The sequence below is a fragment of the Uliginosibacterium gangwonense DSM 18521 genome (assembly GCF_000373965.1).
GTDB classification, from domain to species: domain Bacteria; phylum Pseudomonadota; class Gammaproteobacteria; order Burkholderiales; family Rhodocyclaceae; genus Uliginosibacterium; species Uliginosibacterium gangwonense.
The window spans coordinates 96,553-116,329 of record NZ_KB892841.1; the positions used below are offsets into that span (position 1 = coordinate 96,553).

22 protein-coding genes are annotated in these 19,777 nt (G+C 59.3%); 1 reads left to right on the forward strand and 21 read right to left on the reverse strand.

Annotated features, from left to right (window positions below; genetic code table 11):
- Positions 1–34: 34 nt before the first annotated feature.
- From ispG to rpoE, 19 genes are all read right to left on the reverse strand, one after another.
- The gene (gene ispG / locus B145_RS0110110) at positions 35–1,288 is read right to left on the reverse strand and encodes a flavodoxin-dependent (E)-4-hydroxy-3-methylbut-2-enyl-diphosphate synthase (protein WP_018607106.1); all 1,254 of its coding nucleotides are present in this window, start codon (positions 1,286–1,288) and stop codon (positions 35–37) included.
- Positions 1,289–1,299: 11 nt separating this feature from the next.
- On the reverse strand, positions 1,300–2,286 hold the full coding sequence (locus B145_RS0110115; RefSeq protein ID WP_018607107.1) for a helix-turn-helix domain-containing protein: 987 nt from the start codon (positions 2,284–2,286) through the stop codon (positions 1,300–1,302).
- The gene (pilW, locus tag B145_RS0110120; RefSeq protein ID WP_026259007.1) at positions 2,283–3,098 is read right to left on the reverse strand and encodes a type IV pilus biogenesis/stability protein PilW; all 816 of its coding nucleotides are present in this window, start codon (positions 3,096–3,098) and stop codon (positions 2,283–2,285) included. Before pilW ends, B145_RS0110115 begins: the two co-directional genes overlap by 4 nt.
- Positions 3,095–4,189: a dual-specificity RNA methyltransferase RlmN gene (rlmN, locus tag B145_RS0110125; protein WP_018607109.1), complete on the reverse strand. Its 1,095-nt coding sequence runs from the start codon at positions 4,187–4,189 to the stop codon at positions 3,095–3,097. The genes pilW and rlmN overlap by 4 nt, the downstream gene beginning before the upstream one ends.
- A 51-nt stretch (positions 4,190–4,240) precedes the next feature.
- Entirely contained in the window at positions 4,241–4,666 is a 426-nt protein-coding gene (gene ndk / locus B145_RS0110130; protein ID WP_018607110.1) for a nucleoside-diphosphate kinase, read from the reverse strand.
- Positions 4,667–4,843: 177 nt separating this feature from the next.
- Positions 4,844–5,896 (reverse strand): beta-N-acetylhexosaminidase, encoded by a 1,053-nt coding sequence (gene nagZ / locus B145_RS0110135; protein ID WP_018607111.1) that lies wholly within the window; start codon positions 5,894–5,896, stop codon positions 4,844–4,846.
- A complete protein-coding gene (gene acpS / locus B145_RS0110140) occupies positions 5,889–6,272 on the reverse strand; it encodes a holo-ACP synthase (RefSeq protein ID WP_018607112.1) in 384 nt (127 codons plus the stop codon). The genes nagZ and acpS overlap by 8 nt, the downstream gene beginning before the upstream one ends.
- On the reverse strand, positions 6,269–7,036 hold the full coding sequence (locus B145_RS0110145; protein WP_018607114.1) for a pyridoxine 5'-phosphate synthase: 768 nt from the start codon (positions 7,034–7,036) through the stop codon (positions 6,269–6,271). The genes acpS and B145_RS0110145 overlap by 4 nt, the downstream gene beginning before the upstream one ends.
- Positions 7,037–7,054: 18 nt before the next feature.
- Positions 7,055–7,777 carry a DNA repair protein RecO gene (gene recO, locus B145_RS0110150; protein WP_018607116.1) on the reverse strand — a complete coding sequence of 241 codons (723 nt, stop codon included), beginning with the start codon at positions 7,775–7,777 and terminating at the stop codon, positions 7,055–7,057.
- Positions 7,778–7,797: 20 nt separating this feature from the next.
- Entirely contained in the window at positions 7,798–8,688 is an 891-nt protein-coding gene (era, locus tag B145_RS0110155) for a GTPase Era (protein WP_018607119.1), read from the reverse strand.
- Positions 8,689–8,720: 32 nt separating this feature from the next.
- Positions 8,721–9,404, reverse strand: coding sequence for a ribonuclease III (rnc, locus tag B145_RS0110160; protein WP_018607120.1), 684 nt, complete (start codon positions 9,402–9,404; stop codon positions 8,721–8,723).
- A complete protein-coding gene (locus tag B145_RS0110165; RefSeq protein WP_018607121.1) occupies positions 9,404–9,751 on the reverse strand; it encodes a DUF4845 domain-containing protein in 348 nt (115 codons plus the stop codon). Before B145_RS0110165 ends, rnc begins: the two co-directional genes overlap by 1 nt.
- A gap of 16 nt (positions 9,752–9,767) precedes the next feature.
- Positions 9,768–10,757 carry a signal peptidase I gene (lepB, locus tag B145_RS25170; RefSeq protein ID WP_018607122.1) on the reverse strand — a complete coding sequence of 330 codons (990 nt, stop codon included), beginning with the start codon at positions 10,755–10,757 and terminating at the stop codon, positions 9,768–9,770.
- 27 nt (positions 10,758–10,784) lie between these two features.
- Positions 10,785–12,581, reverse strand: coding sequence for a translation elongation factor 4 (gene lepA, locus B145_RS0110175; protein ID WP_018607124.1), 1,797 nt, complete (start codon positions 12,579–12,581; stop codon positions 10,785–10,787).
- A 70-nt stretch (positions 12,582–12,651) separates the two neighbouring features.
- A complete protein-coding gene (locus tag B145_RS0110180) occupies positions 12,652–14,091 on the reverse strand; it encodes a Do family serine endopeptidase (RefSeq protein ID WP_018607125.1) in 1,440 nt (479 codons plus the stop codon).
- Entirely contained in the window at positions 14,088–14,498 is a 411-nt protein-coding gene (locus B145_RS0110185) for a SoxR reducing system RseC family protein (RefSeq protein WP_018607126.1), read from the reverse strand. Before B145_RS0110185 ends, B145_RS0110180 begins: the two co-directional genes overlap by 4 nt.
- Positions 14,499–14,517: 19 nt before the next feature.
- Positions 14,518–15,480, reverse strand: a complete 963-nt coding sequence (locus B145_RS0110190; protein ID WP_026259008.1) for a MucB/RseB C-terminal domain-containing protein — start codon at positions 15,478–15,480, stop codon at positions 14,518–14,520.
- Positions 15,477–16,052: a sigma-E factor negative regulatory protein gene (locus tag B145_RS25175; RefSeq protein ID WP_051082572.1), complete on the reverse strand. Its 576-nt coding sequence runs from the start codon at positions 16,050–16,052 to the stop codon at positions 15,477–15,479. Before B145_RS25175 ends, B145_RS0110190 begins: the two co-directional genes overlap by 4 nt.
- A 2-nt stretch (positions 16,053–16,054) precedes the next feature.
- Positions 16,055–16,654, reverse strand: coding sequence for an RNA polymerase sigma factor RpoE (gene rpoE, locus B145_RS0110200; protein WP_018607129.1), 600 nt, complete (start codon positions 16,652–16,654; stop codon positions 16,055–16,057).
- 203 nt (positions 16,655–16,857) lie between these two features.
- Between rpoE and nadB the strand changes: the two genes are divergently transcribed.
- On the forward strand, positions 16,858–18,465 hold the full coding sequence (nadB, locus tag B145_RS0110205) for an L-aspartate oxidase (protein ID WP_018607130.1): 1,608 nt from the start codon (positions 16,858–16,860) through the stop codon (positions 18,463–18,465).
- A 27-nt stretch (positions 18,466–18,492) separates the two neighbouring features.
- Here the strand turns inward: nadB and B145_RS0110210 are convergent, their stop codons facing one another.
- Together B145_RS0110210 and B145_RS29070 are read right to left on the reverse strand one after the other, a co-directional pair.
- Positions 18,493–19,497, reverse strand: a complete 1,005-nt coding sequence (locus tag B145_RS0110210) for a lactonase family protein (protein ID WP_018607131.1) — start codon at positions 19,495–19,497, stop codon at positions 18,493–18,495.
- 71 nt (positions 19,498–19,568) lie between these two features.
- Positions 19,569–19,777, reverse strand: a 209-nt coding sequence (locus tag B145_RS29070; RefSeq protein WP_211209800.1) for a hypothetical protein, incomplete at its 5' end; no start/stop codon positions are given.

Here is a 19,777-nt window from a genome sequence, read left to right on the forward strand (position 1 = left end):
TTGACTTTGTATTTTATGTATGCTGCTCGCCAACCTAGGCACTCAGACCCTTGGCCGGAAATTTGGTTGCAACGTAGTTGTCAAGAATCGCCTGGAACTCCTGGGCGATATTCTCCCCGCGCAGGGTCATGGCCTTCTGCCCATCAATGAACACCGGTGCGGCAGGCGTCTCGCCCGTTCCAGGCAAGGAGATGCCGATATTGGCATGCTTGCTCTCACCTGGGCCGTTCACCACGCAGCCCATCACCGCCAGGGTGAGGTTTTCCACACCATCATACCGTGTCCGCCACTCAGGCATCTTCTCACGGACATAACTTTGCACGTTTTGCGCAAGTTCCTGGAAGACGGTGCTGGTCGTCCGCCCACATCCCGGGCAAGCCGTCACCATGGGGGTGAAAGCCCGCAGGCTCATGCTTTGCAGGATTTCCTGCGCCACCACCACTTCCTGGGTCCGTGCGCCACCCGGTTCCGGCGTCAGAGAGACGCGGATGGTGTCGCCAATACCTTCCTGCAACAACACGGCCAAGGCAGCCGTGGAGGAAACAATCCCTTTGCTGCCCATGCCCGCCTCGGTCAGCCCCAGGTGCAGCGGATAATCGCTGCGGGCAGCCATTTCACGGTACACCGCGATCAGGTCCTGCACCGAAGAGACCTTGGCCGAGAGGATGATCCGATCCCCCGGCAGGCCGACTTCCTCGGCCATCTGCGCGCTTTCGAGTGCGGAGACCACCAGCGCCTCGCGCATCACCGCCCCCACATCCCAAGGCTCGGCCCGGCTGGCATTGGCATCCATCATGCGGGCCAGCACCGATTGATCCAGACTCCCCCAGTTCACCCCGATGCGCACCGGCTTGCTGTGGCGGCAGGCCATTTCGACGATCTGGCCAAACTGGGTATCGTGCTTGGCCCCCTGCCCCACGTTACCGGGGTTGATGCGGTACTTGTCCAGCGTTTCGGCACAGGCGGGGTTATCCGTCAGCAGCTTGTGGCCGTTGTAATGAAAATCCCCAATCAGGGGCACATCCACGTTCATCTTCAGGAGCTGTTCGCGGATCTTCGGCACCGCCTTGGCGGCATCATCATTATTGACGGTGATACGCACCAGTTCAGACCCGGCGCGCGCCAGTTGGGCCACCTGGATTGCGGTGGCGATATGGTCCGCCGTATCGGTATTGGTCATCGACTGCACCACAATCGGGGCAGCCGAACCAACCAGAACCCGACCGATCTGGACCAGACGGGTCGGGTGGCGTGAGAGGGCAGAGGCGGAGCGGGGAGACTGACTCATTACAACGATTCCTATTGCAGGCTCATCTTGGCCACATCAATTTTGGTATAAGGCGCCAGATCAACCGGTTTGCCACGCCAGATCAATTTCACATGCCTGGCATTCCCGACCACAACCGCCAGTGGGGGTGTCCCCTGGAGGATCTGACTGGACCCTGCTGCATTCAGCCGGGACATCAGGGTCTTGCCCGTTGCATCCCTGACCACGACCCAGGAATCCCCCTCAAACGCCAAGGAGAGATTGCTAGCATTCGCCGATTGTGCCGCTGCAGGGGCGGAAGCAGGCACCGCCACGGACGGGCTGACAACAACAGGCGAGGCCGCTGCCACCGGTAGAGCAGGCGCACTCTGGCGCACCACGGCAGGGGCAGAGGAAGCAGGCACGGCTACAGGGCTGGCAGCCACCACGGGCGCCGATTCTGCTGCGGGGAGTGGGCTTGAGGCGGCTGGCGCAGAGGCGACGACCTCAGAGGCGGCCTGCACGGGAGCGGATGCCACCGAGACCACGCCGGAGACGCCCACCGCAGCAGGTTCGGACTGCAACTGTGCCAACAGCTCGTCGTCCTTGGGTTCCAGCCACCTGAAGTGCCAAGCCACAGACAACAGGATAAACAGGAGCAGCACCCCCAGCGCCATCGGCAGCCAGGGCATATGCAGGCGGCGCTTGAAGGGGATGGTGCCCAGGCCTGTTGGATTGATGCGGGCAGCCAGTGTTGCGGAATCGGCGTCCGGCGCCAAACCGGTAGTATCCTTGGCCTGCAGGAACTCAGCCGGGTCCAGCCCCAGGAAACGGGCGTAATTGCGCACGAACCCACGCGCGAACGCAGCACCGGGCAGCGCGTCAAGCTCGCCATGCTCAATCGCTTCAATCTGGCGAACCGTCAATTTCAGGTAGGCCGATACGTCACCGATCGACAAACCCATGGCTTCGCGTGCCTGGCGCAGACGATCCCATACCTCGGCAGGAATGGCATCAGCGTTGTTTTTATCCTCGCTCACTCGAATTTCCCTTGCAGGTAGTTCTGGTATTCAGCGGATCCGGGGAAATCATTGCGCAGTTTGTCTGCCAAGCGTCTGACGCTTTCAGTATTCTCCAGCTTACGCTCAATGCGCAGGGCCAGCCAGAGAACATCTGCATCAGGCTCCTGCCTGTTCATCAACTGGTCCACAAACTGCTTGGCACGCATATAGCGCTCAGTACGCAGGTTGATCTGCGCCAGATGGTAGAGCGGCATGGGCTCGCGGTCGTCCAGCGCATAGGCACGGGTGAAACGCTCTTCAGCCTGGGCATCCTGCTTCAGGCGCAGATAGCACAAGCCAGCGTTGGCCCAGGATTTGGCGGGCGTGGCGTAATAGGGGTTGCGAGCAGCCATTTCCAAGCGCTGCAAACCCTGGCCCTCCTGCCCCTGGGTGCACAGGAACCAGCCATAGGTGTTGTTGACAGTGGGGTCCCCTGGCGCCAGACGCACCGCCTCTTCAAACTCCGGCCGGGCGAGCGAGAACTGCTCCAGCTCGACATAAACCTGGGCCTTGAGCAAATGGGCGGGGGCATAGGTCTGGTCGTAGGAAAGCGCTTGACCGACTTCGTCCAGTGCCACCCCCACGCGTGCAGCCTGCAAATAGGCCGTCCCCAGTTCCGTATGCAGCTTGGCAGAGGTTCTTGCCTTGCTGGTGGAGGGCTGATCTGCACTGGGGCGCTCTACGGCTTCAGGCACCTTGGGTTCCTGTGCCTTGTAGTTCTGCGGCGCCACACACCCCGCCAAGCCGAAAACCACACCAAGCATCCCCAACAACCGATAGTGCTTATTCACTGAGCCTTCTCCTTTGTTATCGTCATAACATGAGCCTGCGTGCGGCGGGTTCGATCCTTGACCTGTCCTGCAAGCTGACCACATGCGGCATCCACATCGTCCCCCCGCGTCTTGCGGGTGGTTGTGACAATACCTGCTTCATTGAGCAACTGTGCAAATCGACGGACAGTCGGTGCGGAAGAACGCCGGAAACCGGAATTCGGGAATGGATTGAAGGGGATCAGGTTGTACTTGCACGGCACCTTGTGGGCGATATCGATCAACTGGCGCAGGTGTTCATCACGATCATTCACACCTTCAAGCATGATGTATTCGAAGGTTACGAAATCACGTGGGGCACGATCAAGATAGCGCCGACAGGCCGAGAGCAAGTCCTTGAGCGGGTATTTCTGGTTGATGGGCACCAGCCGATTGCGCAACTCGTCATTCGGTGCATGCAGCGATACGGCAAGGGCCACCGGGCATTCGTCACGCAAACGGTCGATGGCAGGCACGATACCGGAGGTCGACACCGTCACTCGCCGCCGTGACAGGCCATAGGCGTGATCATCAAGCATCAGTTTGAGCGCGGAAACCACGTTGTCAAAATTAGCCAGCGGTTCGCCCATGCCCATCATCACCACATTGCTGATGATGCGCTCGCCATCGGCCGTCGCCCCCAGCAGGCGGTTGGCGAGCCAGAGCTGGCCGATGATCTCGGCCGCAGACAGGTTGCGGTTGAAACCTTGCTTGCCCGTGGAGCAAAAGGCGCAATCCAGTGCACATCCTGCCTGGGAAGACACGCACAGCGTGCCACGCTTGGTTTCGGGGATGAACACCGTCTCCACCGCGTTGCCGTTGCCCACATCCATGAGCCACTTGCGGGTGCCGTCCCCCGAGACAGAATCGCGGATCGGCACCGGCGGCACGATGCAGGCAGTCTCCTTGAGTTGGGCACGCAGGCTTTTGGCCACATCCGTCATGGCGTCAAAGTCGGTTTCCCCAAAGCGGTGAATCCAATGCAGGATCTGGCGCGCACGGAACGGCTTTTCACCACGCTCGGCGAACCAGGCAATCAGGGCATCGGCATCGAAATCAAGGAGGTTTTGCATGGGCTTCAAACTATAGCCCGATCACGACAATGCGACCGGGCATAAATACTATTAACGGCTATAGATGTTCATGCCGGGGAAGAAGAAGGCGACTTCCACGGCTGCGGTGTCCGGGCCATCGGAACCATGCACGGCATTGGCGCTGATGGAGTCGGCAAAATCGGCACGAATGGTGTTGGGAGCGGCCTTTTTCGGGTCGGTCGCGCCCATCAGCTCGCGGTTCTTGGCGATTGCACCTTCACCTTCGAGCACCTGGATCATCACCGGGCCGGAAATCATAAATTCCACCAAGCTGGCAAAGAAGGGGCGGTCCTTATGCACAGCATAGAACTGGCCAGCTTCCTGTGCGGACAACTGCACGAACTTGGCAGCTACAATTTTCAGGTCTGCATCTTCAAAGCGCTGGTAGATCTTGCCGATCACGTTCTTGGCTACGGCATCAGGCTTGATGATGGATAGGGTGCGTTCAATCGCCATGGTGGTGAAATCTCTCTTGATGTATGGGTCACGTATTGTTGGTCATCATCCCGCCCTTACGCGTTTGGCGGCGGAAAGCATACCTCCCGACGCAATAAGAACAGAATAACCTCGTATTGTAGCAAGCCATGCTCAAAGCCCCTACCCCTTCATCATCAAACTCCGGACGATTTTGGCCTATGGCGTCTCCAGCCATGCATCCAACTGCTGACGCGCTGCCAGATACGTGGCACTACAGGCCAAAGGGGGGCGCTTGCTCCAGGATGCATCCGGCTGCAATCGGGCGATCCGCCGGGCGCGCGCGGCCTCAATCGGCGGTTGCCAGCGGGTGAGCAGATCGTCCGCCATGTCCGGGCGATTACACACCAGCACCATGTCGCAACCCGCCTGATGCGCGGCCTGTGCGCGTGCAACGATATCCCCGGCAACGGTAGCGCCTTCCATGGTGAGGTCGTCGCTGAACACCACACCCTTGAAGCCCAGCCGGGAACGCAGCACATCCTTGATCCAGAACGGGGAGAACCCAGCAGGATGAGCATCAACCGCTTCGTAGATCACATGGGCGGGCATCACCCCGGCCAATTCCACATTCAGGGGGTGGGTGTAGGGCTGGATATCCTCTGCCCAGATGGCTTCAAAACTGCGCCCATCACGTGGAATAGCAAGATGGGAATCCGCCTCGGCATAGCCATGACCGGGGAAATGCTTACCCACAGCGCCCATGCCTGCTTCGCGCAACCCTGCCGCCAAGGCTTGTGCCAGGGCTTGCACGGCTTGCGGCTGACGGTGGAAGGCACGATCCCCCACCACCTTGCTGCGCCCATAGGCCAAGTCCAGCACCGGGGCGAAGCTCAGGCCGACACCGCAGTCAAGCAACTCGGCCGCCAGCACATATCCGGTATTGCGCGCCATGCTGAGCGCCCGTGTGGAAGCTTGATCCCACAGTTCGCCAAGCCTGTGCATGGGAGGGATTGCGGTAAAGCCTTGGCGGAAACGCTGGACCCGCCCGCCTTCGTGGTCGACTGCAATGATCAGCGCCGGGTCGCGCAAGGCACGCAACTCGGCCACCAGCGCCTTGAGCTGCGCAACGCTCTGAAAATTGCGTGAGAACAGGATGACCCCGCCCACCAAAGGATGACGCAGGCGCTGGCGTTCTGCTTCGGTGAGGCTATAGCCCGCCACATCGCACATCACCGGCCCCAGCAGCAGGCCGTGAACCGTTTCACTCATTCACCTTCTCCATGATCGCAAAAGCCAGCACGTAATCGCGCTCATCGCTGATCGACAACTGGGCACGCAAGCCGCGTGCCTGAAGCAACTGTGCCAACGCCGGGGCACAGACATATTCGGGCTTGCCAAGTTCATCGTGCCCCACTCCAATGGCCGCAAGCGTGGCGGGCGGACGCAGGCCGGTGCCCAAAGCCTTGGAAAAAGCCTCTTTGGCAGCAAAACGTTTGGCAAGAAAACGCGCTGGGTCGTGAGCAGAAGCGAACCCCGCCTTCTCGCAATCGGCCAGCACCCGCTCGGCAAAGCGCGCACCGTGGCGGGCCAGCACCTCACGGATACGGGCCAGCGATACGATGTCAGTGCCGATGCCGTAGATCATCGTTCATCAACGCGACGCTGGGCATCCGCTTCGCGCATCAGGCGCTTCATCTCGGCCACGGCTTCACGCAAGCCCACAAACACGGCGCGGCTGACGATGGCGTGACCGATATGCAACTCGCGTACCCCGGCCAGGGCGGCAATCGGCTGCACATTGAAGTAGTTCAGCGCATGCCCCGCATTGAAACGCATGCCTAGATCAACAATGGCCTTGCCTGCGGCACGGATTTTGTCGATCTCTGCGACCACCGCTGGGCTGCGGGTATCGCGCCCCTTGGTGTGGAAGGCTTCGGCGTAGGGGCCGGTGTGGATTTCACACACCCGTGCGCCGATGCGGGCAGCAGCTTCCACTTGGCGCAGATCCGCGTCGATGAACACGCTACTCATAATGCCGTGGTCTGCCAAGCGGCTGATCGAATCCTTCAGTGCGCCCTCACGGGCCAGAATGTCCAGCCCGCCCTCGGTGGTGATCTCCTGCCGCCCTTCTGGCACGAGCATGGCCATCTCGGGCTTGATCTCACAGGCGACCTTGACCATTTCCGGGGTGGCGGCCATCTCGAGGTTGAGCTTGATGTGGGTGAGTTCGCGCAGGCGGCGCACGTCATGATCCTGAATATGACGACGATCTTCACGCAGGTGCACGGTGATACCATCCGCACCGCCCAAGTGGGCCTCCACGGCGGCCCAGACAGGATCAGGTTCGTAGGTGCGACGTGCCTGACGAATCGTGGCTACGTGGTCGATATTGACGCCAAGTTCAATCATTTTGCTTTCCTCGAAGGTTCACAATTCTTGCAATTCAATCAGGATGCGGCGGGAGGCAAGCTCCTGCCCATCCAGATGATGGTTGATCAGTCGGCGCATCAGGGCTTTGGCATGGCTGAGCGTGGCAGGCTGGGAAAAGTCCCCGGCGGCCATGGCCAACAGCACATGCCCAGGAATCAGCGCCGAATCGGCTGACTCGCCCCGCGCTGGCACAGGACCACGCTCGGGCAAGAAAAAGTAGTATTCGGATGGGATGACAGGCCTTTGACCATCCGCCTCACGGTCAAGTGTCGGCGCATAGCCCAGTTCGCGCAAGAGCGTGAGTTCAAATTCGCGCAGCAAGGGCGCATGGGGCAGCCCGAGTGCCAGCTTGGCGAGCGATTGGGCATACGCTTCGAACAGGCGGGGGTGTGGGTCTTCGCGCGGCAACAGGCGCAGCAGCAGTTCGTTCAAGTAATAACCACACAGCAGGGCCGAGCCTTGCAGCAAAGGCAGACCACCGACCCATTCGGCTTCAACCAGGGTTTTTACCTCTGCCTTGCCAGACCAGGTCAACGACAGCGGCTGAAAAGCCATCAGCACGCTGCGCAAATTGGACAGGGGGCGGCGTGCCCCCTTGGCCACCATGGCGACCCGCCCATGATCCGGGGAGAATATCTCGGCGATCAGGCTGGTTTCCCGCCACGGGTAGCTGTGCAGCAGGTAGGCAGCCTGAAACTCGACGCGTCGCCGCACAACCATGTTGGTCCGCCTCCAGTGGCCTAGTCGTACCCGAGGCTCTTGAGTGCGCGCTCGTCGTCTGCCCAGCCGCTTTTGACCTTGACCCAGGTTTCTAGATAGACCTTGCAGTCGAAGAGCTTCTCCAACTCCACACGAGCTTCGGTAGAGATGCGTTTGAGGCGCTCGCCTCCCTTGCCGATGACGATACCTTTGTGCCCAGCCTTATCGACCACGATGGCGGCATAAATCCGGCGCAGATTGCCTTCAAGCTCGAACTTCTCGATCTCCACCGTCATCCCGTAGGGCAGCTCTTCGCCCAGCAGACGGAACAGTTTTTCACGCAGGAACTCGGCGGCCAGGAAACGCTCGCTGCGATCGGTGATGTCGTCTTCGCCGAACAATGGCGGCGCCTCCGGCAAATACTGCCCCACGCAACGCAGCAGTTCTGCCACGTTCTGCCCACGTTCGGCACTGACCGGCACGATGTCCGCAAACTCGAATTCCTTGGACATCCCTTCGATAAAAGGCAGCAGCTTGGCTTTATCGGCTTCCAGATCAACCTTGTTGATCACCAGGACAACCTTGGTGCCCTTGGGCAACAAGGCCATCACCTTGCGATCATCAGGGCCAAAACGCCCCGCTTCGATCAGGAACATCACCACGTCTACTTCCTGCAAGACCTGGGACACCGTGCGGTTCATGGTGGTGTTCAAGGCATTGCGGTGGTGGGTCTGGAATCCAGGGGTGTCGACAAAGATGAACTGATTGTTCGCCTCAGTCAGCACACCGGTGATGCGGTGCCGGGTAGTCTGAGCCTTGCGCGAGACAATGCTGATCTTCTGCCCGACCAGACGGTTGAGCAGCGTGGACTTCCCTACATTGGGACGCCCGACAATGGCCACGAGGCCGGTATGGAAAGTTTCGTTATTCATGACACCATGCGGGCAGGTGCAACCGCACCCACCTATGACAAGCCCAGACGCGCCAACACTGCAGCGGCGGCACTCTGTTCGGCAATACGGCGACTGGCGCCGTTACCATGCTCAGTAATGGAAAGGGAGGGGACGGCACAGACCACCTCGAATTCCTGGGCATGCGCTTCACCCCGGATTTCGGCCAGCGCATACTCTGGCAAAGGCAGATGCCGCCCCTGAAGATGTTCCTGCAAAGCCGTCTTGGGGTCTTTGAGGGATCGGGCAGGATCAAGCCCAGCCAGGCTTTTGGCATACAGCCGGGCAATCACGCCCGTCACTGCATCAAACCCGCCATCAAGAAATACAGCACCCAGGCTGGCTTCCACTGCATCGGCCAGAATGGAAGGGCGGAAACGCCCACCACTTTTCACCTCGCCCTCGCCCAGACGCAGGCATTCACCCAACTTCAAATCCTGGGCGATCTGAGCCAATGCATCTTGCTTGACGAGCATCGCCCGAAGACGCGACAGTTCCCCTTCACGCAGCTCGGCATAACGCTCAAAGAGCATCATGGCGACTACCATGTTGAGAATGCCATCGCCCAAAAACTCCAGGCGCTCGTTATGGTCAGCCGAAAAACTGCGATGCGTCAGCGCCCGCGCCAACAACTCCGGGCGTTTGAACTCATAGCCCAGAGCCTGCTGCAACATGGCATGAAATGGCTTCAAACCCATCAGGAATCAACGGAAAATTCGAACAGCAGACTCGCCGGCCCAAAGAGCTTGACCGTCCGCGTGTACTTGACGTGCATGGAGGCATGCCCACCTTCCTTGACCACATCAATAGCCTCACGATCCACAGAGGTGATGTCGTCCACGTCGGCAAACCGTTGGAAGGCATTACGGAAGTCAGAGGGAGATGCACCCACATCCGTCGCAGAGATAACCTTGGTAAAAGCCTTCTTGACCGCAAAATACTCCGCATACACGGGCACGATCTTCAGACCCAGAATCAAGGCCGCCATCCCCATCACACCAACGATCAGGGCCGAGATCAAAGACAAACCACGTTGTCGAACCATATTTTGCTCTCCTTGCTTAGTGGAAGCTGCCAATCCGGCCAAACTTGATACCGCTGGGGGGGATGATTCCATCGGCGTGGAACCAGACGAAGAAGGCCTGCCCAACAATGTTCTCATCCGGCACAAAACCCCAGACACGGGAGTCGGAACTCTGATCCCGGTTATCACCCATCATGAAATAGTATCCAGCCGGCACGACGCATTCAACACCCAGTTCGGAATACTTGCAGTTTTCCTGATAAGCGTGAGGCAGACGGATCATCTCCGGCGTAAAGGGCGGTGCGCTGCTCTCATTCAGGATGCGATGCTCCACGCCACCAAGCGTCTCGGTGAACTGGTCAGTCTCATATTTCCCGGGCTCTGCATAGGCTTGCTCGGGGCGCACAGGCATCGCCTCCCCGTTGATCGTCAGGCGCTTGTTGATGTAGGCAACCTTATCTCCTGGCAACCCGACCACACGCTTGATAAAACTCTGGGTCGGATCAAGCGGATAGCGAAAGACCATGACATCGCCGCGCTTGGGCTGGCCCACTTCAATGATCTTTTTATTGAGCACTGGCAGGCGCACACCATAGGAGTACTTGTTGACCAGGATGAAATCCCCCACCAGCAGGGTCGGAATCATGGACCCGGAGGGGATACGGAAAGGTTCCAGCCAGAACGAGCGCAGCAGGAAGATCGGCAGGATCACCACAAAAAAACTGGCCCCATACTCCACCCACCAGGGGTCCGGCAAACGCAGGGTCGGCTTGGTGGTAGCGGGCTTGTCCGTAGCAGCCTCATCCCCCAAGGATTCAAGCACGGCACGCGCTTCCGACTGGCGGATACCTGCTTGGGTCAGAAGCAGCTCGGCAGCGCCAAGCTGGCCTTCCCGCTTGGCTTTGACGGCCCCTTCCAGCGCATCTTGCAGCACCTTCTGGCGACGCCTGCGCGCAAAGAAAACGTCCAGGCACCACAGGATGCCGGTCACCACACTCAGTACAAACAGAATCAGAGCAAAATCCACACAACCCCCAAGGGATAAAAATAGCGCTTACTTGCCATCATCCACACGCAGCACCGCCAGGAAAGCCTCCTGCGGAATTTCTACGTTACCCACCTGCTTCATACGACGCTTACCCTCTTTCTGCTTCTCCAGCAGTTTTTTCTTCCGGGTAATGTCACCGCCATAGCACTTGGCCAACACGTTCTTGCGCAGCGCCTTGATCGTCTCCCGCGCAATGATGTGTGAGCCAATCGCCGCCTGCACGGCCACATCAAACATCTGACGCGGGATCAGTTCGCGCAGCTTTGCCGCCAGCTCACGCCCGCGATATTGGGCGCTCGCGCGGTGCACAATCACAGAGAGCGCATCCACCTTCTCGCTGCTGACCAGCAAATCCAGCTTGACCACATCGGCGGCACGATATTCCTTGAAGTCATAGTCCAGAGAGGCATAGCCACGCGAAACGGACTTGAGCTTATCGAAGAAATCCATCACCACTTCGGCCATGGGCAGGTCATACACCAGTTTGACCTGCCGACCATGGTAGTGCATGTCGACCTGACTACCACGCTTCTGGTTGCACAAGGTGATGACCGGCCCGAGGTAATCCTGCGGCACAAAGATCGTGGCCGTGATGATCGGCTCACGAACCTCAGCAATCTTGCTGACTTCAGGCAGCTTCGAGGGGTTCTCGATCTTGATCACGTCACCATTATTGAGTACAACCTCGTACACCACAGTGGGAGCCGTGGTAATGAGTTCCATGTCGAACTCACGCTCCAGGCGCTCCTGCACAATCTCCATGTGCAAAAGCCCAAGGAAGCCGCAGCGGAAACCGAAACCCAGAGCTTGCGAGACTTCCGGCTCATACTGCAAGGAGGCATCATTGAGCTTGAGCTTTTCCAACGAGTCACGCAGTTGGTCGTACTCGCTGGCTTCCACCGGGTACAGCCCGGCAAACACCTGAGGCTTGATTTCCTTGAAGCCATCCAGCGGCGTTCCTGCCGGCTTGGAAACCAGGGTGATGGTGTCACCCACCTTGGCTGAGTCCAGTTCCTTGATCCCGGCGATCACAAAGCCCACCTCGCCCGCGTTCAGGGATTCACGCGAAACCGATTTCGGGCTGAACACACCAACCTGCTCACACAAGTGCTGGGCACCCGTGCTCATGAACAGAATCTTGTCCTTGGGGCGCAAGGTGCCATCGACCACCCGCACCAGCATCACCACGCCCACGTAGTTGTCAAACCACGAGTCGATGATCAGCGCCTTGAGCGGCCCTTCAGGATTGCCACGCGGCGCGGGCACCTTGGCAATGATCGCTTCGAGAATCTCCTCGACCCCCATCCCGGTCTTGGCCGAACAGGGAATCGCCTCGGTGGCGTCAATCCCGATCACGTCTTCAACTTCTTGCCGCGCTGTATCTGGATCAGCCGAGGGCAGATCCATCTTGTTGAGCACGGGCACCACTTCCACGCCCAGCTCAAGGGCCGTGTAGCAGTTGGCGACAGTTTGGGCTTCCACCCCTTGCGAAGCATCCACCACCAGCAGCGCCCCTTCGCAGGCCGACAGTGAGCGGCTGACCTCGTAGGAAAAGTCGACGTGCCCCGGTGTGTCAATCAGGTTCAGGTTATAGACCTGCCCGTCACGTGCCCGGTAGCTCAGCGAGGCAGTCTGTGCCTTGATGGTGATACCACGCTCGCGCTCCAAATCCATGGAGTCAAGAACCTGTTCCTCCATCTCACGGTCTGATAGACCGCCGCAGGTTTGAATGAGGCGATCAGCAAGCGTAGACTTGCCGTGGTCGATGTGGGCGATGATCGAAAAATTGCGAATATGCTGCATGGGCGGTGAAATCGGGCTTGTTACCAATGAGAATTAAGCGACGGCCAACCTAAGAGTATAACCGAGGCATTCAGTTCCGAATACCGCCTACCGCCGGAATGCGGATTGCCACGAAACTTTGTGTATTCCCCCGATGCACCAGCAGCGTGACCGCTGTGCCCTTGGTCAGCGTGCCGACCGCCCGGTTGAGCTGTTCGGCTGAAGCCACTTCCTGTAACTTCCCCCCCACGATCAGGCCAGAGATCAAGTCCCCCGGACGCAACTCCGAACGCGCCGCAACACCGGCTACCTCCTTAATGGCGGCAGCGCGATCCAGGCCACTGTCGTGCTTTTGTTCCCGGCTGGGTTCCTGCACTACCAGCCCCAACGGGTTTGCCCCACGTGGAATGGGCGCAGGCGCCTTGACCGCCTTGGCGCGCTCTTCGGGGAATTCATCCACCAACAGACTCGCCTGCAGTGCCTTCCCTGCCCGCCAGTAATTCACGACAACCCGGCTACCGGGTTGAAGTGAGCCCACCACACCGGGCAGGTCATTCGAATTCACGACCTGCTTGCCAGAAACCCGCAGAATCACATCCCCGGCATGCAAGCCCGCGCGCGAAGCCGGGCCATTGGGTTCGACCATGCTGATCATGGCCCCTTCGGCCGCACGCAATTGCAGACTTTCAGCCATATCGAAAGTCAGCTCCTGCACCTGCACGCCAATCCGCCCACGGCGCACATGACCACGCACGCGCAACTGTTCGGCAACGTCCATTGCCACATCAATGGGTATCGAGAAAGAAAGCCCCATGAAGCCGCCAGTCTGGCTGTAAATCTGGGAATTGATCCCGACCACCTCGCCCTTGAGGTTAAAGAGCGGCCCACCCGAGTTACCCGGATTGATGGCTACATCAGTCTGAATAAAAGGCACAATGCTTTCGTCGGGAAGCCAGCGCCCCTTGGCACTCACGATCCCGGCGGTGACCGTGCTATCGAAACCAAAAGGGGAGCCAATCGCCAACACCCAATCGCCCACCCGCAGATTGGCGGGGCTGCCGAGATGGGCTTGACGCAAACCACGGACATCGAGCTTGAGCAAAGCAATATCGGTGCGTTTGTCCATCCCCACCAAGCGCGCCAGATATTCACGTCGGTCAAACAGGCGCACAAGGATCTCCGACGCATCCTCCACCACATGGGCATTGGTCAGCACGTAGCCATCCGTGCTCACCACAAAGCCGCTCCCCTGCGCCGGACCGTCATCGTCATCCTGCTGCTCATTCTGAGACTGGGGCGGCGAATCACCAGAACCGGGGGTCAAACGCCGCAACCACTCTGGCAAGCCATTCCAGTCTGGCACGGCACGTAGAGCCGGCACACGTGATCGCGCATCGCTACGCGTGGCGCTGACGTTGACCACCACTGGCGCCTGTTGCTCAACCAATGAGGCAAATTCAGGCAAAGCATGCGCTTGCGCCACGCCTTGGCACAGGAAGCACACCAGCAGCAGCGCAACGCGCGCAATCATCCTGGCACAACGCGCACAATGCGAGGAGAGGCCACCACCAGCCAACCTCGTTGCAGCGCCAACTTGCCCACCCACAGCCCGAGGGCACCACCTGTGAGACAGGCACCAAACAAGGCGATATCAGGCCACTGCAGAAGTTTGCCGACCAGTACGGCCAGCAACATTCCCATCACAGGCAGCATGTAAGCAACAAAGGCCGCCTTGAATGCGCCGCCTTCGGGCAGATCAATTTCAACCCGCTGACCTGGGACAGCATTGGCCGGGTTACTCAGGCTGTATTGCTCGCACGATGACTCACCGCCGCCGCAGCCCCCCGCTTCATGGCAACGGCCGCAACCGCCCGAGCGCTTGACGCTGACGACTGCCTGATTATTCTGCACATTCATTACAGTGCCTTCGACCCGCATGCTTATCAACCTCTCTGTTTCACTTCTTTTTTGTTTCCACGCCGTCAGCCACACGCCGGATCGCCGCAGCGGGCACTTCGCCCAATACCGTGATCAGGTGTTCATTGACCACCTTACGGTAGATGCTTGTTGATCCAACCTTGGCTGAACCCACGTCCCCCAATTTGGCGCCTGGGGGAATGGGTTCGATAAATACCGACACATTGGCCAATCCATCGCTGAACATCAAATGTAGCGTATCCGGCCCATCCTTGCGCAGCAGACGTCGGGTCAGGGAGACCATTCGGTAGCCAATCGGCAAGGAACGCATCAACCAGGCCAAATCCCCTGGGCGCAGCTCGTTACCCCGTGCATCCAGTACCTGCCAGTCAGCCCCCGCATTGGCGTGGACCTTGATCCGTTCGTGGTCAAAAGGGATACCCTGGGCGATCTCGGAAAAAGAGAACTGCTCCACCACCTGCCCTGCATCATCCACCATCCGCGCCTTGAGCAACAGGCCCGTAGTCAGATCCGCCCAGAATTGATGCCCGTAGCGCATATCGTCACGCGGCTCCAGGATCACCATCTGCGCGTCCCGCCCGGCCACGCGGACCACCGGCCCCAGACGCACGTTGTAGTAGTCACCCAGCACACTGGCCTTGCCGCTCAACGTACCGGGGAAGCGATCCTTGCTCGCCCGCTCAAGCACCATGACCTTGTCGGCGGGGAAAAAACACTGCACCTCATCGTTATTACGCAACACCTCTCGCGGCGGGCCATCCAGTGCCTCCAGGCGTTCATGCTCGCCGTTGGCATCCACAAAATGGGTGATGCGGGACAGTTCGGAACGTTTCCCGCTCTGATACACAAATACGCCCGAGTAATTCAGGTTGCGGGCAGCCTGGCTCATACGCTGCAACCAGGCTACCGCATCTTCAGCCACTGCCAGGGAACTCAACCCGCTCAAAACGAGCGCAACGGCCACACACCTCAACAATTTCATCGCCCGGCGCCCTGTTGATCGTCGTCGCTCACCGTCCGGATGAAATGCGCCACATCAGCGATTGGCGCCCCGCCGCTGGATGCCTGATGTGCCATCAGATAGGTGGCGTCAGGCGCAAGGCTGCTTGTCTTGGCAGGCGCCAGGGCGGGTTGCGCACTCGCCACCCACTCCGCCCCACTGGCCGCAACCACAGGAACAGGCGCGGGAGCCCGGGCAAGCAGTGCGGGGTTGGCCGCTCCACCAGACCACATCGACGCGACCATCCAGCCTGCCACCAACACCCCGGAAACGGCAGCCGCCATCGCCATCCAGGGATGTTTCAATACCTTTTTACGATGCGAAGCCATCGCAGCAGGGACCAGCACCACAGGTTCAGCGGCCAACGCCTGCATCACCTTGCTGGTGAAATCCTCTGAGAGCGCGGGTTCGCCGCGTAGGGCATCGCCAATCAGCCATGCCAGCTCACAGTCCGCACGCTGCTCAGCACTACCGGGAAAGAACGCCTGCGACGAAGCCCCCTCATGATCTGAAGACTCTCCATCACACCAAGCCGACAACTGTTCATTCAACATGATCACCACCTCTTGTCCGGCGCTACATCCAGCATTGGCCGCAGCCGCTCTGCGATCGCTTCCCGCGCCCGGAAAATCCGCGAGCGAACCGTCCCGATCGGGCAATTCATCACCACGGCAATCTCGTCATAACTCAAACCATCAATCTCACGCAACACAATCGCGGTGCGCAAATCTTCCGGCAGTGCTTCCATCGCTGCGTTTACGGCATGGCCGATCTGCTGCGTCTGCAACAGGCGCTCCGGCGTATCCATGTCCCGCAACAGTCCCGCGTCATCAAACCCTTCCGCATCCTCGGCTTCCACCTCGGTGGTCGTAGGCGCGCGGCGCCCCTGGGCCACCAGATAGTTCTTGGCCGTATTGATACCAATCCGGTACAACCATGTGTAGAAAGCACTGTCGCCCCGAAAGTTCCCAAGCGCACGATAGGCCTTGATGAACGCCTCCTGGGTAACATCTTCCACCTCGGCCGCATCCCGGATCATGCGTGACAACAAACGGGCCAGCTTGCGCTGATACTTGGCCACCAGCAGGCCAAACGCCTTCTGGTCACCACGCTGAGCGCGCTCCACCAATTGTTGATCAATCTCTCTGTCACTCATCGACCCGAACCACATTCTCTGCAGGGCGAACTTGCCCACGCGCGGGAGTATAGCCGAAGCCGGGGATCGAACCTGTCAATAAGACTGTCTGGAGCTTAAGGAAGTTCATCGAACGCAAGGAATATCTGCACAAGACTTGGTTCACGCCAGCCATGGGGCTAGGATTCAGGCTTCGCCCCTTTTTGCACGCATGAGGACACCTCGTGGAGTCGTTTGATGTTTTGATTATCGGCAGCGGCCTGGCCGGGCAATCACTGGCTTTAAGGCTCGCTGACACGCACAAGATCGCACTGGTCAGCAAACGTCATCTTGAAGACGGCGCCAGTTCCTGGGCCCAGGGCGGCATTGCCGCCGTGATTGATCCAAGTGACTCGACCAACGCCCACTACGAGGACACCCAGATCGCTGGGGCGGGCTTGTGTGACCCCACCGCCACGCACTTTGTGGTCGATCACGGCGCCCAAGCCATCCAATGGCTGCGCGACCAGGGGGTTGCCTTTACCCCGGACGCGGATACGGCCTGGAACATGCACCTGACGCGCGAAGGCGGGCACAGCCATCGGCGTATCGTCCACGTAGCGGACGCCACCGGTGCCGCAGTGCAGGAAACCTTGATCGACAAAGTGCGCCGCCACCCGAACATCAAAGTATTCGAGGATTACGTGGCGGTCGATCTCATCGTCGGCCACAAGGTCGGCAAAGTGGAAGCTGGCTGCCTGGGCGCTTATCTCCTGCACCGCACCAGTGGCAAGGTCAAAGCCTTCGCGGCCTCGCACACCGTGCTGGCCACCGGTGGCGCAGGCAAGGTCTACTTGTATACGACCAATCCGGACACCTCCACGGGCGATGGCATTGCCATGGCATGGCGTGCTGGCTGCCGGGTGGCGAACATGGAATTCATCCAGTTCCACCCCACCTGCCTGTACCACCCGCAAGCCAAGTCTTTTCTGATTTCTGAAGCGGTGCGTGGCGAAGGCGGCCTGTTGCGCCTGCCTGATGGCACACGTTTCATGCCCAAGCATGACCCACGCGCCGAGCTGGCCCCCCGCGACGTGGTGGCCCGCGCCATTGACTTCGAGATGAAAAAGCGCGGGATCGACAGCGTTTTCCTGGATATCAGCCACAAGAGCCCGGAATTTCTGCACGAGCACTTTCCGACCATCTCCGCACGCTGCCTGGAGTTGGGCATCGACATCACCAAGCACCCCATCCCGGTGGTGCCTGCCGCACATTACACCTGCGGCGGTGTGTTCATCGACATCCGGTCGCGCACCGACCTGCCCGGCCTGTATGCCATTGGCGAAACCTCTTGCTCCGGGCTGCACGGCGCCAACCGCTTGGCCAGCAATTCACTGCTCGAATGCGTGGTGTTTGCCGAAGCTGCCGCGCAGGATATCCGCGCCAATCCTCGTCAATGCCCCAGCTCACTCCCGGCATGGGATGAGAGCCGGGTGTCGGATGCAGATGAAGAGGTCGTCATTTCCCACAACTGGGAAGAGTTGCGTCGCTTCATGTGGGATTACGTCGGCATCGTGCGCACCAACAAACGTCTGGAGCGCGCCCAGCACCGCATCAAGCTGCTCACCAGTGAGATCAGTGAGTATTACACCAATTTCCGCGTCAGCAACGACCTGATCGAACTGCGCAATCTAGTGCAGACCGCCGACCTGATCGTGCGTAGCGCCATGCGCCGCAAGGAAAGCCGGGGGCTGCACTTCAGCAAAGATTACCCGCTGATGGCGGCCAACCCCAAGCCCACCGTGCTCAATAATCCGCTCTGGCCCAAGACCCTGCCCCGCTGGAATACCTGAAAACGACTGCTAGCCTGGACTAGCAGCCTATTTCCCCGGCCGAGCAATGATCTCTACCCAGTTCGGGCTACGCCCGACGGGGTAGCTTTGACTGAACACGAGTGTGCCATCCTGCTTGATGCGATACACACTGGCCGCATGGGAAGCCTGCCCCACAGCAACCAGGTAACGCCCCGCTGGATCAATGTTGAAGCCACGCGGCTGTTTTTCCGTGGGGTATGAAGCAATGGTCTGCAAGTGCCCCGTCTGTGCATCCACCCAAAAAGCCGTGAGCGTGCTGGAGCCACGCTCTGAGGCATATAGGAAGCGCCCATCAGGCGTCATGTGTACATCCGCTGCAGCCAGCTTGCCGGTGTAGTTTTCGGGTACGACACTTGTCGTCTGTACGCACGTGAACACTTCGCCCCCTTGTTCATACGCCAGCACATGCAGCTTGGCGTCCAGCTCGTCAATCAGGTAGACAAACTTGCCGTTCGGATGAAATACGAAATGACGCGGGCCGGATTTTTCCTCAAATCCAATTTTGCTCAGCGAATCATTCACCAGGGTGCCGCTCACCTCATCCAGACGCCAACGCATCAATACATCGCCACCAAGGCTGCTCACCAGCACATATTGGTTATCGGGAGTGGGTTGGATGGAGTGCGCCATCGGGGGCGTCGGCACAATCTGGTGAGCAGGCGCCACGACTCCATCAGCGCCAATACGGCTCACACTGACCAGATTCCCACCGTAGGAGGCAGCAAACAACAGGCGGCCACTGCGATCAGTAGCAATATTGGCCATGCTCTCAGGCAGCGGGAATTGGCCGATAGCCTGCAAGCACCCGGTTTTACCGTCGATCGCAAACGAGGCCAGGGCATAGGGCTTGGAACGCAGCGCGGCAAACAGAAAACGCCGATCCGGGCTCACTGCCATCGGCATCACCGTCCCGCCTGCATCCACCGTCTGCACCAGTTCCAGCTCTCCCGATGCGACTGCGAGATGCGCCACCGTAATACTCTTGCTCTCAGCATTGGCCACATACACCACGCTGTGGGTTGATGCACAAGCAGTTAACAAACAAAAGCACGGCAACTGTAACCACAACAACCACGGCGACTTCATTGCAATATGCCAACGGCACATACACCCTCCCACCACGAAATCAAAAGATAAAACCCGCCGTACTGTACAGGCATGCTCCCACCAGACACAAACCCTAAAAAAGAAAATGCAATCCAGACACAAAGTCCGGATTGCATTTCAGGCTTGCTGCATGACTGCGCGCACGGGAACAAAGCCCGTTCTGCACTGTGGAAAATCAGCACTT

Coding starts and splice junctions, on each gene's coding strand:
- ispG (WP_018607106.1), bottom strand. CDS start 1,288: ATGAGTCAGTCTCCCCGCTCCGCCTCTGCCCTCTCACGCCACCCGACC.
- rlmN (WP_018607109.1), bottom strand. CDS start 4,189: ATGCAAAACCTCCTTGATTTCGATGCCGATGCCCTGATTGCCTGGTTC.
- ndk (WP_018607110.1), bottom strand. CDS start 4,666: ATGGCGATTGAACGCACCCTATCCATCATCAAGCCTGATGCCGTAGCC.
- nagZ (WP_018607111.1), bottom strand. CDS start 5,896: ATGAGTGAAACGGTTCACGGCCTGCTGCTGGGGCCGGTGATGTGCGAT.
- acpS (WP_018607112.1), bottom strand. CDS start 6,272: ATGATCTACGGCATCGGCACTGACATCGTATCGCTGGCCCGTATCCGT.
- B145_RS0110145 (WP_018607114.1), bottom strand. CDS start 7,036: ATGATTGAACTTGGCGTCAATATCGACCACGTAGCCACGATTCGTCAG.
- recO (WP_018607116.1), bottom strand. CDS start 7,777: ATGGTTGTGCGGCGACGCGTCGAGTTTCAGGCTGCCTACCTGCTGCAC.
- era (WP_018607119.1), bottom strand. CDS start 8,688: ATGAATAACGAAACTTTCCATACCGGCCTCGTGGCCATTGTCGGGCGT.
- rnc (WP_018607120.1), bottom strand. CDS start 9,404: ATGGGTTTGAAGCCATTTCATGCCATGTTGCAGCAGGCTCTGGGCTAT.
- B145_RS0110165 (WP_018607121.1), bottom strand. CDS start 9,751: ATGGTTCGACAACGTGGTTTGTCTTTGATCTCGGCCCTGATCGTTGGT.
- lepA (WP_018607124.1), bottom strand. CDS start 12,581: ATGCAGCATATTCGCAATTTTTCGATCATCGCCCACATCGACCACGGC.
- B145_RS0110180 (WP_018607125.1), bottom strand. CDS start 14,091: ATGATTGCGCGCGTTGCGCTGCTGCTGGTGTGCTTCCTGTGCCAAGGC.
- B145_RS0110185 (WP_018607126.1), bottom strand. CDS start 14,498: ATGCGGGTCGAAGGCACTGTAATGAATGTGCAGAATAATCAGGCAGTC.
- B145_RS0110190 (WP_026259008.1), bottom strand. CDS start 15,480: ATGAAATTGTTGAGGTGTGTGGCCGTTGCGCTCGTTTTGAGCGGGTTG.
- B145_RS25175 (WP_051082572.1), bottom strand. CDS start 16,052: ATGTTGAATGAACAGTTGTCGGCTTGGTGTGATGGAGAGTCTTCAGAT.
- rpoE (WP_018607129.1), bottom strand. CDS start 16,654: ATGAGTGACAGAGAGATTGATCAACAATTGGTGGAGCGCGCTCAGCGT.